At 47.7% G+C, this 16,629-nt stretch carries 15 protein-coding genes; 3 read left to right on the forward strand and 12 right to left on the reverse strand.

Annotated features, from left to right (window positions below; translation table 11 throughout):
* Nucleotides 1-30: 30 nt before the first annotated feature.
* Entirely contained in the window at nucleotides 31-4,206 is a 4,176-nt protein-coding gene (locus QXH45_02125; GenBank protein ID MEM2078036.1) for a S8 family serine peptidase, read from the reverse strand.
* A gap of 152 nt (nucleotides 4,207-4,358) precedes the next feature.
* Here QXH45_02125 and upp point away from each other — a divergent pair, with 152 nt between their 5' ends.
* A complete protein-coding gene (upp, locus tag QXH45_02130; protein ID MEM2078037.1) occupies nucleotides 4,359-5,024 on the forward strand; it encodes a uracil phosphoribosyltransferase in 666 nt (221 codons plus the stop codon).
* 3 nt (nucleotides 5,025-5,027) lie between these two features.
* On the opposite strand, the gene QXH45_02135 is transcribed toward upp, so the two are convergent.
* Nucleotides 5,028-5,768, reverse strand: a complete 741-nt coding sequence (locus tag QXH45_02135; GenBank protein MEM2078038.1) for a nucleotidyltransferase family protein — start codon at nucleotides 5,766-5,768, stop codon at nucleotides 5,028-5,030.
* Between the two features lie 45 nt (nucleotides 5,769-5,813).
* Nucleotides 5,814-7,166 (reverse strand): MATE family efflux transporter, encoded by a 1,353-nt coding sequence (locus QXH45_02140; protein ID MEM2078039.1) that lies wholly within the window; start codon nucleotides 7,164-7,166, stop codon nucleotides 5,814-5,816.
* 147 nt (nucleotides 7,167-7,313) lie between these two features.
* Between QXH45_02140 and QXH45_02145 the strand changes: the two genes are divergently transcribed.
* Nucleotides 7,314-8,228 (forward strand): cation transporter, encoded by a 915-nt coding sequence (locus tag QXH45_02145; GenBank protein MEM2078040.1) that lies wholly within the window; start codon nucleotides 7,314-7,316, stop codon nucleotides 8,226-8,228.
* Here the strand turns inward: QXH45_02145 and QXH45_02150 are convergent.
* The 8 genes from QXH45_02150 to QXH45_02185 all read right to left on the reverse strand — a co-directional run bounded on the left by QXH45_02150 (nucleotide 8,221) and on the right by QXH45_02185 (nucleotide 15,197).
* Nucleotides 8,221-9,936: a type II secretion system F family protein gene (locus QXH45_02150; protein MEM2078041.1), complete on the reverse strand. Its 1,716-nt coding sequence runs from the start codon at nucleotides 9,934-9,936 to the stop codon at nucleotides 8,221-8,223. The two genes, QXH45_02145 and QXH45_02150, sit on opposite strands and share 8 nt — an antisense overlap.
* Before the next feature lies 1 nt (nucleotide 9,937).
* A complete protein-coding gene (locus tag QXH45_02155; GenBank protein MEM2078042.1) occupies nucleotides 9,938-11,638 on the reverse strand; it encodes a type II/IV secretion system ATPase subunit in 1,701 nt (566 codons plus the stop codon).
* Nucleotides 11,639-11,647: 9 nt separating this feature from the next.
* Nucleotides 11,648-12,358 (reverse strand): ATPase domain-containing protein, encoded by a 711-nt coding sequence (locus QXH45_02160; protein MEM2078043.1) that lies wholly within the window; start codon nucleotides 12,356-12,358, stop codon nucleotides 11,648-11,650.
* The gene (locus tag QXH45_02165) at nucleotides 12,345-12,875 is read right to left on the reverse strand and encodes a hypothetical protein (GenBank protein MEM2078044.1); all 531 of its coding nucleotides are present in this window, start codon (nucleotides 12,873-12,875) and stop codon (nucleotides 12,345-12,347) included. The genes QXH45_02160 and QXH45_02165 overlap by 14 nt, the downstream gene beginning before the upstream one ends.
* A gap of 9 nt (nucleotides 12,876-12,884) precedes the next feature.
* On the reverse strand, nucleotides 12,885-13,361 hold the full coding sequence (locus QXH45_02170; protein ID MEM2078045.1) for a flagellin: 477 nt from the start codon (nucleotides 13,359-13,361) through the stop codon (nucleotides 12,885-12,887).
* Complete coding sequence (locus QXH45_02175; GenBank protein MEM2078046.1) at nucleotides 13,340-14,254, reverse strand: hypothetical protein; 915 nt, start codon at nucleotides 14,252-14,254, stop codon at nucleotides 13,340-13,342. The genes QXH45_02170 and QXH45_02175 overlap by 22 nt, the downstream gene beginning before the upstream one ends.
* Nucleotides 14,247-14,522 carry a hypothetical protein gene (locus tag QXH45_02180; GenBank protein ID MEM2078047.1) on the reverse strand — a complete coding sequence of 92 codons (276 nt, stop codon included), beginning with the start codon at nucleotides 14,520-14,522 and terminating at the stop codon, nucleotides 14,247-14,249. Before QXH45_02180 ends, QXH45_02175 begins: the two co-directional genes overlap by 8 nt.
* A gap of 63 nt (nucleotides 14,523-14,585) precedes the next feature.
* Nucleotides 14,586-15,197 (reverse strand): archaellin/type IV pilin N-terminal domain-containing protein, encoded by a 612-nt coding sequence (locus QXH45_02185; protein MEM2078048.1) that lies wholly within the window; start codon nucleotides 15,195-15,197, stop codon nucleotides 14,586-14,588.
* Nucleotides 15,198-15,377: 180 nt separating this feature from the next.
* On the opposite strand from QXH45_02185, the gene QXH45_02190 reads away from it, so the two are divergent.
* A complete protein-coding gene (locus QXH45_02190) occupies nucleotides 15,378-15,734 on the forward strand; it encodes a hypothetical protein (GenBank protein MEM2078049.1) in 357 nt (118 codons plus the stop codon).
* Here the strand turns inward: QXH45_02190 and QXH45_02195 are convergent.
* The gene (locus QXH45_02195) at nucleotides 15,699-16,346 is read right to left on the reverse strand and encodes a hypothetical protein (GenBank protein ID MEM2078050.1); all 648 of its coding nucleotides are present in this window, start codon (nucleotides 16,344-16,346) and stop codon (nucleotides 15,699-15,701) included. The genes QXH45_02190 and QXH45_02195 overlap by 36 nt on opposite strands.
* Nucleotides 16,347-16,629 lie beyond the last annotated feature (283 nt).

Raw genomic sequence — 16,629 nt, forward strand, 5'->3', positions numbered from 1 at the left:
GGGGAGGAAAAAAAAAGTTTGTTTTTCCACTTAAATGTCTAGTCTTAAGTATATGGGTATCTCGTACCATTCGAAGTACACGGTTGGCGTCGTCACATTCAGCCATCCTACCGTGGTCACTGGATACTTCATTAAAGCGGATAACGGGATGATGTAGGATCCTGGTGGAGTTTCACTCGTGTAGGATATCGTTGTTGTAAATCTGAACCTGTTCGGAGTCACCGATGGATATCCAACGTTAATGTCCAGGGATACAATGGAGGGGTCGCTCACATAGTACATGTTTTCCTCAGTTATCGGCTTGAATAATACCTCCCCATAGTAGTCGATCAATTCGGGTTGCAAGTCGAGTGGACCTGTGATTATCACTGTGTAGTGTATCTTTCCTGTAGCGGGATTGTGGATCTTGACTGAGGAGAGTGATACCGGTAAGAGTTGAATCGTGAAAGGCTCGATATATGAGACTCCGCTGAATTGAATGTTTCTCACGACAAGCCTGTATGATCCCGGACCGCTCATCGGACTTATAATGAACGATTCTCCTGGGGCAACGCTGTCCCAGAATCTTGATGGGTTGTAGCTACTGCTTCTTGTCGGGTCTAGTGATAACTCTGCTGCCAATTGCAAGCCGGGAGCAGTGAACTCGTAGACAGCAAATGTTTCATTGTCGACCATGTAGTATGTGTAGGGTCCATATAAGTGTACGTCGAGATTGCTTGCATATCTCGGGTTGTCATATGTGGGCCAGGAGACTCTAATACCTAGGGCCCACAAGTTCTTGAATGTCGGGGGCACTATGATCTTAAATACTCTCCAGTCGCCGGATTCATATCTCCATGTGTAGTCGAAAGCCCCTCTTAAATAAGTATTCTTCATTGGAGTAGACTCTTCGAACGGCGTTATCGAGACTGCTCTAGTGCTTCTAATCTCTATTGGTACAAAGAATGATATCGGGACGAGATATCTCAGTCCCCTGGTTTTTTCCTCGACAACAATGTACCCGCTATAGAATCCTGGCGTTGATGGAGCTTTTACCTGGACCGTGATCGTCCTAGACCCAGTAGTTAAAGTGAACCTGGAGGGGTTGAGGGATACGGCATCCCATCTCGTGTAATTATAACCTACTACTCTAGCCTTCACAGGTAGATCTCCTCTAAAGGTAGCTCCCGACACGCCGAGTCTAACGATAAGATATCTCGGGTACTCCTGCGGATCAACGTCCCTGTACGCCTTGGCGAGTCTTTCGATCTCGGCTATACTTCCCTCGAGGTCACCGTATTGAATTCTAACCGCGTTTGCACGCCTAATGTCATACATCATCCTAGCAGTTTCAGACCACGCGAAAACGCCATCCTTACTAAAATCTATCCAGTAGGCGAGCTCAACCACAGTTGTAGGAATCATTACGTTGAAGGCTCCTCCGCGTCCCCCGCTCTCGAAGAACTGGAATGGGAATACTACTTCAATCTCGAAATAGTCATACGATCTCAAAGTATCTAAGTCTAGTATCAAGTGACCGTACGAAGTAGCCGCGCTCACATTCAATACCAAGGACTCTCCGGTACAGTTAGATATTACTGTTGGGTTGAGGTTTGCAAGGCTTATATCACACAACCCAAGACTTGAGACCTGCTTGAGCACTATGGAGTATGCCTCGTATGATCCCGGGCCCTCTACAGTCAAGGGCCTAGAGGCTCTAGCGCCCGCCCTTATTGAAGGTATGAATATTTTCGGCTCGAACCATGTTTTGACAGGTAGGCTATCATACGCTATCGTGGGGTATGATGAAGATATCTCGGAGAGCATGTCGTTGAATATGCTTGTTGAATAGACTAATGGAGTATTGCCCTCCAACACGGATTTTACGGCTCTGAAGGCATTGACGAACCCAGCCCCCTGTGATAGCTCGTCAAACCCCATATCGGTGGCAGTGTTCATTAATACCGTCTTCAACAGGTGAGGAGGCACTCTCTCCCCGTACTTCGCCTTATAAGCGGACACCACTAGCGCCCCGACTCCAGCGCTCATAGGTGTAGCTTGGCTTGTACCGCTGAACAGGTTGTAGGCTAGTGTACCCGAGAGCATCCTAACACCATACACGTTGTTCAACGCATCCCACGTCCTACCAACCGCCCATGCAAAGGCTCCCACAGCCACTATGTCGGGTTTAACGACGCCTAGCTCCGTCGGGCCTCTATTGCTCCATGTGATTACTTGCCTACTTGACCCAGACCAGTTGTATCCGTATAGCGGTCTATAAGTGAACTCCGTGGCAGCCCCCACGCCTATTGCCAGCGTTGAAGATGCTGGAGTGGAGACCGTTCCGTAGCCTGGTCCACCGTTTCCTACCGCGGCAAAGTGCATTGTGCCTGAAGTCATTATAGTGTAGTCGAAGATGATGCTGGACGGGTCCATGCCGGTGTTCCATCCCCAGAGGGCCCATCCGCTAGAGCCGTATGAGTTGCTGGTTATGTCGACCTGGTGTTCCCCAATGTATTCCCATTTCCACGTGTAACCTTCGAAGGCTATCCACGGGTTGGCGAGCATAGCGGGCCACAGGTATATTGAGCCGTCACCGTATGGCGTGATGATGTCGAATCCGCTGAAGAAGTATATAGCGACAGCAACAGTTCCATAGTAGAGGGCTGGGGCAGCCGCGATCTTTACCCTGGGTGCTTGCCCAGCAATGCTTCTGACTCCATAGCCGGTCTGGGCGTAGAAGTCCCTTCCAGCCGCGGTGTTGGCACAATATGTGCCGTGGCTGTTGTAATCGTATTGTATCACCACATAGTCTCCTTCAGGGTCGAGACCCGGCCATACGTATGCGACTGGTTCACCCCTCCACGTCTCAGGGGCTAGATTAGGTATTGAGATGCCAAGAAGCGGGTCAAGCGGTAGAACGTTCGCCCTTATCGCTCCAATCTTATCAAGAATTATTGCAAATGATGCGTCGTAAACGTACCCAGCGAGTGTTCCGATGGAGAAGTCTGTAATTCCGTCGCCGTCTAAGTCCCTCGCTATTACTTCATTTCCATATCTTATTGCCTCTTCGTCAGCAAATGAGAAATCAGCCGTCGTTCCAAGGGTGCCGGGGAATGTTACGCTACACGGGGATGGTGAAAGGGCTTGCCTGACCAGGTAGAGAGCCGTTGTCGTATCAGCATACAGTGTATCATACACGCCATCTCCGTTGCTGTCGACAACTATTACTGGAACGGTTAGCCAAAGAGTGGTTGAGGAGCCGGCAACCGAGAAGGACATGTATTGTAGCATTAAACCGAATTTAACTTGGCCATACCTCATAATGTTTCCTATGTACCACGTCGAGTCGGACGGGAATGGAACCCAGATGCTCGCGCTTCTACAACCTGACACTCTCGCCCATAGTTGATTTGTCCACTTGAACACGTAATACGGGGGTTGGAAAACGTAAAGTTCTGAAGCATTCACGTAGATGTATCCATCGCCCACATCTTGCGCTACAACAGGGGTCAGTACTAGACCCAGGCTACTTACGTCGAATACTAGCGGAAGACCATACTCATCCCTTGCAATAGCTTCTAACCCGAGCCCGGGCGACCCATAGTCCACGCCAGTGTCGATTATCGCTAGCTTAACGTCTTCTCCCATGATGTTATAGTTGGACCAAACATCGATCGCTCCAGTAATGTTTAACGTGTAGTGATAGTTCGAGAAGTCCATCGGCTCGGAGTCCCCGCCCTGTAGAGGCGCCTCATCTATATAGGTCTCCATCTGTTTCATTTCCTTATTTATTAAGGCGTCGATCCTGACGTCGGGTAGAATAGCCAACACTCCAGGAGTTCTTGATAGAGGTTCAACCTGGTCCCTAACAATGACTGCAAACACTATGTTGTAAATATGCGTTGGGAATGCTCCTATAATGCCTCTGGTCTTTCCTTTCAACACGGTGAGAGGAGTGTTCTTCTCCAACACTATGATGACGCGGCCCGTATCTATTCCACGATTAACTATGGTAAACTCCTCTCCAACCGGTGTGAAAGACAGTAAATCCGAATCCTCCGCGTATGCTCCAATAGACCAGAACGAATCCTCGAACAAGACTGGACTCACATATGTTTTTCCAAATCCCGACGACCTTGGGACGATTGTTGAAGATGCCGGCGTCATCGGAGTGATTAATCCAAGTAGGAATATTATAGATATTAATACAAGTATTCTTTTCATGAATTATCCCTCTATACACCCACCACATAATTCATAGTAAACCTTGTAGTATTTAAGCATTAACCAAGGGATCCCTGCTGAAAACTCGGTTTTTCCGGCTACAATAGTGGAAAACTTTTTAATCTCTCAACTTGATACCCAGGGATGGGTTCATGTTCGAGGTTCAGCTGGTAAACAGGAAGTATGCGCAACACATCCTCACACTACTCCGAAATAAGGATTCATCCCAAATAGAGTTTAGAAAGGGATTGGTTAAACTCGGCAGGATCTTGGGGATGGAGATAGCGGAGGATCTCGAATCAGAGGAGGCCATCGTTGAAACACCTCTTGGAGTCAAAGTGAAAGGCGTAAGAATAAAGGACATGGATAACACCATTATTGTTACGGTCCTAAGGGCTGCTTGGCCGCTGACAGAGGGGCTTATAAAGGTATTCTATAATGCGAGACAAGGGGTTATAGCTGCTAAGAGAGTTGAGGAAAAAGGTATGCAAAACTACGGGTTTGAAATAGATGTCTCCTATGTGAAAATGCCTTCGGTAACCTCCAACGACGTAGTAATAATAAGCGATGTAATGGTTGCTACGGGCTCGACCCTGGCTAGAATTCTCGAGGAGATATTAAAGAAAGGAAAGGCGAAGAAATATTATATTGCCTCGGTACTCACGACTCCTCTCGCTGTTGCAAGGTTGAGAGATAAGGCAGATGAACTCGGCATCGATTTGAAAATGTATGCCATATGGATGGATCCCGAGGTTAATCAGAAGGGCTATATCGTCCCAGGGCTCGGCGATGCTGGAGACAGGGCTTTCGGATCTTGAACCTTAGATTTCGAAAAGTCTTGAAAGATGGTGGTTGTCTAGCTTTTTATACCTCTCCAAGCTCCCGACATCGAACCAGTCCCCGTCATAAATGTAACCTAAAACTCTTCTACCGGATTTGATCAACCATGGGACGAAATCACCCATAAAATCGAAGTCTAATCCTAGAATCTTCTCCAAGTCCTCGCTGAACAATTCGCTCTTAAGTACTCCGATACCCACTGTAGCGTTAAGGTTTAACTCAGGCTTTTCCACCATATCCACGATCAAATTATCTTCGCCGAGGGTTGCCACGCCGACTGATACTTTGTACTTCCTTGTTACCACGAGAGTTAGGTCTCCTTGTTTTTCCAAGTGATATCTTAGCAAATCCTCCACATTTAAGGGAGCCAGTATATCGCCATACCAGACGATTACATCCCCTTTGAAAAGCCCCTCTCGATAGGCTTTCAGCATCGAGCCCCCTGTGTTCGTGTATCCCTCGGGATCGTCAATAGAGTATTCAATTCTCACATTGAAACGGGACCCGTCTCCAAAGTAGTTTCGAATGTATTTCCACCTATAATTTACTAGAAAAATGAACTTATTCACTCCAAACCTATTCAGCCATCGCAGAATGTATTCTAAAACCGGTTTCTCGTCAACACCTATTGGGATCATCGGCTTCGGCACAACCTCGGTGTAAGGATGAAACCTCGTCCCCACTCCGCCAGCAAGGATTACCGCCGTTGTATTATTATTCAAAATGCCCTCCCATTACTTAATGATTCTCCTTAAAATATTTAAAATCTAAACGTGTTTAACGGCTAGTTTGGCAAACCTTTTATGGTAAATCAAGAACAAGATAATTCCTCTCGCATAGACATCCACGAACATTGATATCCATGGACCTAAGACCCCGAGGGGTTTGGACAGGATTATCGATGGTATCACCCTGAATAGGTAAAGGGACAAGGAGTTAATTATGAATGGTATTTTCGTGTTTCCCGCACCTCTTATTCCACCGCTCACTACCATCGACAATCCAAGACCCGGTTCACTTAAACCAGCGATTAGCAAGTATGTTGACGCCAAGCCGGCTATCTCTTCATCCGGTGAGAAAGGGGACGAGAGGAATCTCCCAGTCAAGGCTAGGAGCAACCCTAATCCCCCCATTACCAGGACCCCAAGCCTTACTGTCTCAAGTCCAAGCCTCTTGGCTTCATCTATTCTCCCTTCCCCGATTTTCTGCCCTACGAGCGTGGAGGCCGTAAGCGAGAAAGCAAACCCGGGCATGTACACCAGACTCTCGATTCTTAAACCAATATTGTGGGCAGCCATCACCCTGGGACCCATCCTGGAGATCACTCCAGCGTAGACGTTGTTGCCTAGTGCAAAGACAAACCTCTCCAGCATGGCAGGATATCCAAGCTTCATCGCCTTAAAGAGCACGCTATTATCTCTTCCGAGTGAGGGAGAGAGGCCTAGGACGCTGAGGTAGTAGAGTTGAAATGGTATGGTAAAAGTGCCCGAGACGACGGTCGCGACGGCTGCCCCAGCGACACCCATTCTGGGGAGTCCGAGGTAGCCGTAGATCAACAACGGGTCTAGGATCATGTTTCCAACAAGACCGATCGTGTTGACCAGCAAGGTTATCTTGGTCCTGGCTGTAGCAATTATCGATGTATCGAAACACATCGAAAGATAGAATAGTGGGAGTCCGAGAACCCTTACGGATAGGTACGTTAGTGCGTGATCATATGCTTCACCCGTTAGACCCGATTGAACCGCGAGTATAGTTGGCGAGAATGTATAAAGTACTCCCGTGATGACTAGAATTATTAGTCCGCCCTTGAAGCAGATCTCCCCTATAATGCTTCTAGCTTTGTTTTTCAACCCTGCTCCAATAGATTGTGATACGAGTATCATTATGGGGGTTTGAAACAGAGCTAGCAAGACATTGTAGAGCCAGAGGATGTAGCTCGAAGCCCCAACGCCCGCTAGAGCACTATCCCCGAGTCCGCTGATAAAGTAGGTATCGATTAGAGAGTAAAGGCTTGAAACCATTTCCACGAATACTAGGGGAATGCTGGTTGCCAAGGCTCTCTGCAGATGGTTCTCGGTCTTTTTAAACTCCATCGATTGGTCCACCTTCGCCTGCATCCCCGCCTCACATAGATATCTACGGCGCGGCTTAAAAGAAGGGAGAGCTTCCCCCAGCGCACGAGTATATAAGCTTTATTGAGATAAAAGATTTTGTTGAACATTGTTCAATGTTTGCACAGTTTTTAACAACTTCAGGTGGTCTTTATGAGTTACGGAATCAATACGCGCCTACTCCAGGCGAGGAAAGCCTTCGTTACATCTGCCCTGTTAAGCCTCTTGGGAGCGTTTTTGGAAGGAGTTGCTTTGACCATTTTCCAGAGCATAATACTCGTAACCGACTTCTTCCACTGGACTCTCGACACAATTGTCGAGTTCATGATGCTTTTTTCAATATACTATGCGAGTAGAGTAGGCAAGAAATTCCCTTGGAGCATATTGATCATTGAATTCTCAACTAGTATTATCGTTATGTTCATTTTGCTCGCGTTTTACGGATGGGTTATGCTCGACTATGTTAACGGTTTAATTGCCACTTACGAGGCTACAACGAATTCAATACTGGTTTCATTGATAACAGCTGTTGGAGGCTCGATCACTTTCACAGCGTTCCTATTCCAGAGGAGAAATTATCGTAGATATGGCCTTGAGATTTTGAAAATTGATTCAACTCATGCATTAATGGATACTCTTTCATCATTTATTGCTACAGCAGGGGTTATTCTAACAGTAATTACTGGAAGCTACTCGCTCGAGATGCTCTTCACCATGATTCTCCTCGTCTTCATCCTGCACAGCGTCCTAGAGTTATTCAAGGATAGTTTTAAAGTACTAAGCGGAACAAACATTGACGTCGAGCTAACGAGTAGGCTCAGATCGGTACTGGAGAAGGAATTATTCGACGTTAAAATCAAAAGTATTGAGGCACGGAAAGTAGGCTCATTCTATATAGTCACGGTTGAGATATTCTTGGATCCTAAAATGCCGATATATAAAGCCTATGCCGTGAAGAGGAAAATAGACAAGATATCGAGGAGGGAGTCTGAGCTGGTTTATCATGTGGACGTCAGGATCTATCCTGATGAATCATTCAAGAAGAAAGCAAAGCGGCCTACTAAATAGCGCCTCCAAACTCCATTGGACCGAGGAGACCGCTTATTAGACCATTTATGACGATGGAACCTGCGTAGACGGCGCCTCCAGTAATCAGTAACATTACGCAGAGATAATAGTATATCGCGTATCTTGAGCCGGGGTTGACCGAGTAGACTGCGAGAGTGTTTGCAATAGTTATCATGAGAAGCATTAGATTCGTTAGAAGTGAGACATCTTGTGGTGACACATTGAAGAAGCTCAGAATACCCGAGTACTCGTATGGAATGCTTCCTGCGAAGCTCGCGATGATCTCTGTGAATAAGTTTATGAAGTTGCCTATGAAGATCAAGAGGATTATGACTATCAAGTGCATGAGGTATAGTGTTACTTCAAAAGTCTTGAATACTTGGACATAGTTTGCTCTCAGCCTGAAAAGCTCGTTGGCATGGTCTGAGATTAAGGCTCCAGCCTCACCTAAGTCTCCTCCAACCTCCACGGTGTCTACGAATATTCGTGTCCCCCTATTGACGAGCTCGCTGGACGACTCCTCGGCGAAGAATCCCCAAGCAATCCTAGGGTCTACTCTATTCAACAGCCTGGCATATACTCCCCTTAAGAGTGTCCTCAGCTTTCCAAGCTCCGCTATCAGTAGTGGTTTCAACGAGTCAATCATGTTTGGAAGAACAGCCATGTGCTCCCCATAGCTTCTGATAAACGCTGGAAAGAACATGTCGTACTCGGCTATTCTACCCTCGTGAATCTTTACCAATATCGCAGCGGGTAATAATGAAACACCGGTCAACAGGAGACTAAGCGCTACGTACTCCATGTTGAAAATATTCATGGAGATTACTAAGTAAACCGAGATTATCGCGAAAATTAACAGGCCAGTTAACCCTAGAGTAGAGATCATGATAACGATTTTATTCTTGTGCCGCGGCTTAGACTCGAAAATGGGTCTCCGCACGAAAACGTAGAGAAGCAGTGCCATGCTTATCAAGGCAAAACCCACGCCGATAACTCCCGTTGTTATCAACTCAGTTACATTGCCGAATATCATGCCGAGTAGCATTAGGTTTGCAAGCATGAAGGTTAAAGCCCCTAGTAGCGTAGTGTAAACACCTAGGACAACCTTTAAAGTATCAATCATTCTAGTGTAGGATGAAACGTACTCGGAGAAAAGCGTGTTGTATTCTATTCGCAAATATTCCTTTACGTCTCCTCCAGTAGCCACGATCGCTGACAACCTTTGAAGAAACATTTCGTCGACCTTAGAGGAAGCCTCGCGCGAGACGAGCTTTAGGGCTTCCGGGGCGCTGTACCCCCAGTTCCTGATCAGCCCTCGCAGCTTTTGAAACATGTCAGTGTATTTTTTCCTGTAGAACGAGGCTTCACCGATCCTTCCGAAGAGCGTAGTGAGGGGCGGATTCCCTGTCACCAAACACCTCATGTGGACGAGGATGAATATTAGGTCGTCTGAAACCGGCACGATCCCTATTCTCTTAAGGATGTTGAAATAATACAAAAGGAGGAAGGATCCCAGGATGACGAAACCCCCTAGGACAACGTTGACGAAGTATGGGATGGCGATTACTATGTAGTATACTATTATAGAATCCGCTATAGCCACGCCTAGCGTTGCCCATTTGTTTACAATAGCCCTGTGTACGAGTCCCTTGAAGAATTCGACTGCTCTCTCCTTCAATGTAGTAGTGGTCGGCGATTTTTCGCTCAACCTACATCAATTCCCCCTTCATTAATCTCTTATATGCTTCCTCGAGGCCTAGCTCGTATGCTTTAACGATCGCTTTGTAAACATCATTGTAGTCAAGAATATTCTTCTCAGCGAGGAGCCTGAGGTATCGCGCTCTTAATTCAAGCTCATCGTATATTAATCTAATATCGCGTCTGGGTATTCCTCTCATGACAGCTATTTTCTCCTCCAATAGGTAACTAGCTCCCCGTCCCGAAAACCTGTGGACATCGCTCACGGGATCCCACGTGAACACCGGAATGGCTGCTATTGAGTCGGAACGGGGGTCGTAGCCTATGATTTCGTTGATCGTGATCATTCTACGGACGAGCATACCTCTTTTATCGTAAACCGATGACTGGAACCATGCTATGTTGAGGGTATCCAGGTTGGTTTTCGGCACGCTTATAGGCGGATTGGTCAGCCTCTGTAAGAGTCTTTCGAGATTAGCTGCGTGGAAGGTCGACAACACAGGGTGGCCGGTCTGCATTGCTTGGAAGGCTATGTTGCCCTCCGCGCCTCTGATCTCTCCAACTATTATGTAGTTCGGACGCTGGCGTAGCGCAGCCCTTAAAAGGTCGAACATCGTCACGCTACTCTCTTGTTTGCCGGTATCTCTTGTCAGCTCTCTCACCCAGTTCTTGTGTGGTAGGACGACCTCAGAGGTGTCTTCAATGGAGACTATCTTGTAATTGGGGCGTATGAAAACCGCCAGCGCGTTCAACGCCGTCGTCTTACCGCTTGCGGTCTCTCCACAAATGAAGGCGCTCATCCCCTCTGCCAGCATCATCCACATGTACGCGGCGGCATATTCGTTGAAGGTGTTCCACTTGATCAACTGTGTCACGCTGATGGGAGTCTTAGCGACCTTACGTATTGTAAAATTACTTCCAAACAGGCTCACGTCACTACCGTAGACTATGTTTATTCTGCTTCCATCGGGGAGCGTGGCATCCACTACTGGTCTTGCCCTAGATATTGGTTTGCCGATCTTCTCCCCAAGCCTTATGATAAACTCGTCAAGCTCGTCTTCGCTGTGAAAACCGATATTTGTTTCCAGCGACCCGAATATCTTGTGGACTACATAAATGTTTCCAACGCCTTTTGAGCTAATGTCTTCGAGATAAGGGTCTCTGAGAAAGGGCTCTATAATGCCGACCCCTATCTTGTCACGTATTAAATGATATTTAATGTAATCAACGTCTCCCGCATACACTGGGACTCTCAGCAGACCAGGCTTTATCGACGCGTAGTTCACCGGCTTCTCCTTAACGTCGAAAATATCCTCCAACAGCTCGAGCAGTATTTTTCTCCTCTCCTCAGCCGACTCAAGGGCGTGTTCAGGCTTTATTTTTACCGCGAGGGCCTCCTCGAGCGCTTTCAGCACGTTGGTTGGAGGCCTGGGGGGTTCGATAGAAATGTATTGATTGTATCCTGATGCAGTCTTAATGAGGTTGGTCACGTGTATGAAGACTCCGCCGCCAACCGGGTATATAACGTTGATTTTCGACCACATCTTCATGTCTCCCGTGAGCCTCTCCACGAATAGGGGAGTCTCACCGTGTTGCCTCCCGAAGGACTCCATGTAGGTTGTCAGGTACGGAGGCTTTCCGCCGAAATCGGGCTCTTTAACCTCTCTCTCCTTCTTACTCCTGAAAAGTCTTATGCTCAAGAGCTTTGACATTGAATCACCTTATACTTTTGCTAACGCCATGGGGACGAGCTTGATGCCAAAGGCCGGATCGACATCAAATGTTATAGTATTCTCGAAGGTTGTAGGCACCCCCTTCAGTTTTATAATGTTCATAACTTTAAGAGCCCTGCCTCCCATTTCAACGTTTTTAAGCTCGATGTATCCATCGGCTATAGCTTTAAGCCCGGCGTGCAATGATTCGCTCAACCCCTCAGGATGTATTGTGAGAATTACAAGCTTACCCTTATCGACGATTTTCTTGCCGACAGTGAGAAAGTTTGCAACATCCTCTCTCCTCGAGCCTTTAACAAGGATGCTGAATGAGTCAATCACGTAGACGTCATATCTCTCGACGGTTGAAACCATGTGGCGTAGAGTGAGGGAGAGCAGGTCCCTGCTGGTAGAGCTAACCCACTTAACCCTTGGTATTTGGGTGGAGTAAACGTTCAACCGGCCTTTAAGGTACTCGTCCAGCACGTTGAACCCTACATTGATCATGCTTCTTACGTACCCAACCGTGGTGGTTTCGGTTGTTACAACCGTAACTCTTAACTCGCTTTTCAGCGCACCGTAAATGAATTGTTGGGCTAAAACGGATTTCCCAGTCCCGTGTAGTCCCTCTATAACGATCAAAGCAGGGAAGGGGATGCCGCCAGCAATCTTAGTGTCTAGCTCATCGTTACCTGTGGATATCATTTTAACTCTCAACATTAATCAACACCCACTTGGTAGCTGAAGCTCCGAGGTCGGTCGTGAACACTATTCTGACAGGTTTGGAAACGTCGATATCGCTCACAGTGATCGATACTCTTATTAAACCAGCTTCTCCCTGACCAATGGAGGGGTGTTCGGCGAATTCAACGCTGTAATCCTCGACGAGGTATACCCTCTCCACTAACCATTCAACCGGGTAGTTTAGTCTGAGCGATCTAAATACGCCGGACGCCGAGTAATACTCAATTATTAAGTCACAAGTGTTAAACCTGTATACGGGTTGTGAGCCATCGTTATATACGAGGATTTCGCCTCTAAGCATCCCCCCATCGTATTCTAAGCTCGCCCAACTTATTAGTACCCGGTTCAACCTTTTTCGATAACTCTCATAAGCCTCTCTCAACGTGTTAACCGTGAATGAAAGAGAAGTTGTGATCACCCCAGTGATTGACAAGGTAATCATAAGTAAAAGGATAGTTGCTGTGAAGCCTGGAATAATGACCTCCGAAGGCATTTCAAACCCTCATCCCACAGTGTAAACTGTAGAGTATCCGTTTGAAAGAACCATTTTCACCTCTAAAGGTAGTTTATACGCGGTCTCGATCTTTATTTTGAAGAGAACGGTCTCTCCCTTTTCAAAGACTCCTTGCTGTGACCCGTACTCCGTGATCTCCACGGACTCTGGGGATGTCTGTCTTGTTGAATAGTATAACGTCTTTCCGTCTGAATCGGTAATTATAAAATCGATATTTCCAAGGTCGCTGTATGAAACGTCTCCAGTGTTCTTCGCGTAGAGGTATATTATTCCTGTCTCCTTATCGATTGATGCGTGAACTATCGTGATGCTGAGCCTGTACGAGTCCGACTTGCTCTTCATACTAATAGATATTACATTTAAAACACTATTGAGCTGACCTATAACTGCCGCCGCGAAGAGAGACGCCATGAGTATGGCGACTATCGTCAGTATCGCATGTGTTATAGTTGTTGACTCTCCCATTTATCGCTACCACCCTGTGATACCTCCCCCTCACTGCTTCTCCGGGATCTTCTCTCGCTCTTATCATTCTTCTCCGACTCCGCCGCAGGCTTGGCCCTAGTCCTCAGGACAGAGGCAGCGTTCAGCACCGTCTTCATGACCTCGTTCTCAATGGATTCCTCCCTTATTCCCAGATTCTTTAACAGCAGGTACATTAAGAGCGTGTTTTCCTCGGGCGTGATGTTCTCCTGGAGGGATTGTTCGACTATGTTGATTGTGGTTCTCAGAATGCCGGCCTCCTCCTTAGACACGATTCTCAACTGCTCCATTAAATCCAAGATCCTCTCTACGCTTGACTTAGGGTAGAGTCTTCTAATCTCATAGATCATCTTCATAAGGGAGATGGTCTGCTTCAAACTCATTCCTGTCAGAGCCTCCCGCTCCTCCCTCACGACCCTGCCAGCTTCGCTCAAAATATCCACGAGATCCTCAAGCCCCTTGCCCTGGGCCTTCTCGGTTTCAACCTCCTGCCCCCTCCTCCCCTCTTTACCCACGCTGCCCGCCGGCGAGCCCTCAGCCGATATCGCTGGTTGCCTAGCAACCTGTGGGGGTTGCTCAGCCTCCTCCTTCGGCTTATAGTAGCTGTAGGGTCCGGTTAAATCCGCTAGCGCAGCCTTTATCTCGGCTACAGCGTTCTTCAGCTCTGATACAGTGGATTTCAACTCCTTCAACTCCCTGCCAATATCCAGCTCCTGGGACACTATCTCCTCACCCCTCTCCCCTCCTCCACGGGTCTCAACCTCCTCCACGTACGCACTCTTAATGAAGTATGAGAGTATCGGTCTAGTGAAAAGCCTGCAGAACCAGCAGTTGCAGGGCCAGACCGCGTCCAGGTACATTCCAGCGTCAAGCACATACCTCCAGCCCCCTCTCCCTGAAGTAAGAAGGGCTCCGCAAGATCAAGGCAGAATCCACCACGACGTGGAGTATAAAGGATGCAAAGGGTAACAGTGCAAATCCCAGCGCCACGGACACTCCCAATCCGAGAGGGTTGGGTAGCATCGTTAAAATCTTTTCCACCGTGAGCGTGAAGCCAGCGAGTAAACCAGCAAGTATGCAGGTAGATGAAGCCAAAACCACTTTCAAACCCCTCCTCAAAACTCCTTCCTTAAAACACCCCATGCAAACCCCCTCGAAACAACGCGGTAAGTGGAGTGAAGGGAAAAAAAGAGTTGAGCAATTAGATCACCCAAGGTTTACGAAGCTGCCTGCAGACAGAGTGGGAGGCACCGTCCTCTCGATGACTAGCGGAGCTCCCTGCAAAGGCCTTATTTCGACGGTGAACTTGTCGTACTGTCTAAGACTCAATCCGGATATGACGAGCAGGAACTTCTCACCAGGCTCCAGCACAGTGTCGTTGTCTCCCTGGATAATGTAGATGTTCGCAACGACAGATTGGCTAGAATCGACTCCTAACGTAGTAAGATTTACTGGAGACCCGGTTGGATTTTCTGGGCTACTTCCGGAGTTGATCTTTACATAGGCTCCATCAGGTAGATTTATCATGACGTCGATTTTCGAGGGGTGGAAGTCTACTGCTAATTGCCCTGGTGAGACCTTCAACGGTATGTAGATCTTCTCTACGTTTGTTTCAGTATTTACATATCCTAATACTGAACCGTCCACCTCTAGAGCGGTTGTCGCCTCGTTCAATCCTTGCTGCATTACTTCTTTACTCTTCTGTGTAGTGTACATTCCCATGTTTATTACTACGAATGCTAGGGCTGCCGCTACTATCACGAATGCTATTAGGACGATTGCGGCTTCTATTCCAACGATACCTTTCTTGCCGGGCATACCTGACACCACGAGTCTTCTCTCCTGATGGTTATTTAAAACCCCTACTGCGGATTCGCCGAGCCGCCGACGCACAGGTCTCTGCTAATGAGACGTCGAGCCGACGAAGCCGCTGGGCGAGTCCGCGCGCGGCGGGGCAGGTTTTTTAGAATTCTAGGGTAAATAATTATTGGTGGTTTTGTGGAGAAGAGCCTGGCGTGGGAAGGATTAAGCGTCGTTGTCGACGGCGTTATCGTGAAATCCGCGGTTGTTGCAGGCTTCTCAGAGGGGATTATCGCATACTGGCCTCCAAGCATTAGCGACATGGTCATCGCCCTCTTCAACAAGCTCTATGTTCAGGTTCCTGGTCTTGCCTACCTTGTTCTCTACAGCCTTCGGCTTGATTCGAAATTCCTCGTAATATTAAACGGTGAGAGGATGCTGGCCCTCGAGATCGATAAGAGGGTTAATGGTGAAAAAATGGGGGAGAGGCTTCTCAAATCTTTCAAAAGACTCAACAGGTTATTCGGTGTCGATAAAACCAAGCCTCGAGAATAGTAGATTGAACCCGAGGATCAGTGCCGAGGACCCTGCTCCCACGATTAGGAGAGCCGGGCTTTCTAGAAGTAGAGCTAAAATAATGGAGACCAACGAGGCGCCTCCCAGGGCGGCGTTTGTTTTACCGGCAATCTCACTCATCCAGGGAGACCCTGTCAGCCTCACCATCAGCTTGTACACTGGGTTTGAATGATAAGCTCTGTAGTGCGGAGTTTTCTTCAACAACTCCACGCCCTGCTTGTCGAGAAGTAGCACGTCCTCCCCCTCAGCCTTAGCCATTTTGAAGAACCTAGTGGGGTTTCTAGTGAAGGATTCGATTATAATGTCCATATTCCTCTCCCCTTCGAGAATAATTCTCGGGGCGTCGCGTAAGGGCACATAACCCCTCCCAGAGAGCCCCGCGTGCACTATGAGCCTGTAGAGGTTTATGGATGTGACTAGTTCCTTTGAAATATTCAGTCTGACGGGAGTGTCCAGCACCTCGCTCTCGGGGGTTTGCGGCGGAGAAAGAACCTCTAAGAGCTTCTTCACGAACTCTCTCCCCGTCTCGCTTAACCCCACGTAGAGCTCCCCGTTTATCTCGATTTTTTCGATCAGGTCTTTTTTTCTCAAGCTTCCTTAGAGAGTCGAGTATAGACTTCCTGGTGTCGCCGGTGATCCTTGCAAGATCCCCGACGGAGACGAGCTCTGACCGCTCAGCCAGGTAGAGTATGATCGCGAATTGATTGCTAGCTCTTGAGAAATCAACAACGCTGTCGAGGTCCTTCAGCAGCATCAATCTCGCCGATACTCCTACAGTTTTTCCAACGAGCATTAAACCCCTTAGATATGATCCGGTTACTTAATGTTTTAAACCAGGGGCTACCGTATACGAGATCGTTTTGAAAGACAGGCG

It is taken from the genome of Thermosphaera sp. (assembly GCA_038827615.1).
Taxonomy (GTDB): Archaea; Thermoproteota; Thermoprotei_A; order Sulfolobales; family Desulfurococcaceae; genus Thermosphaera.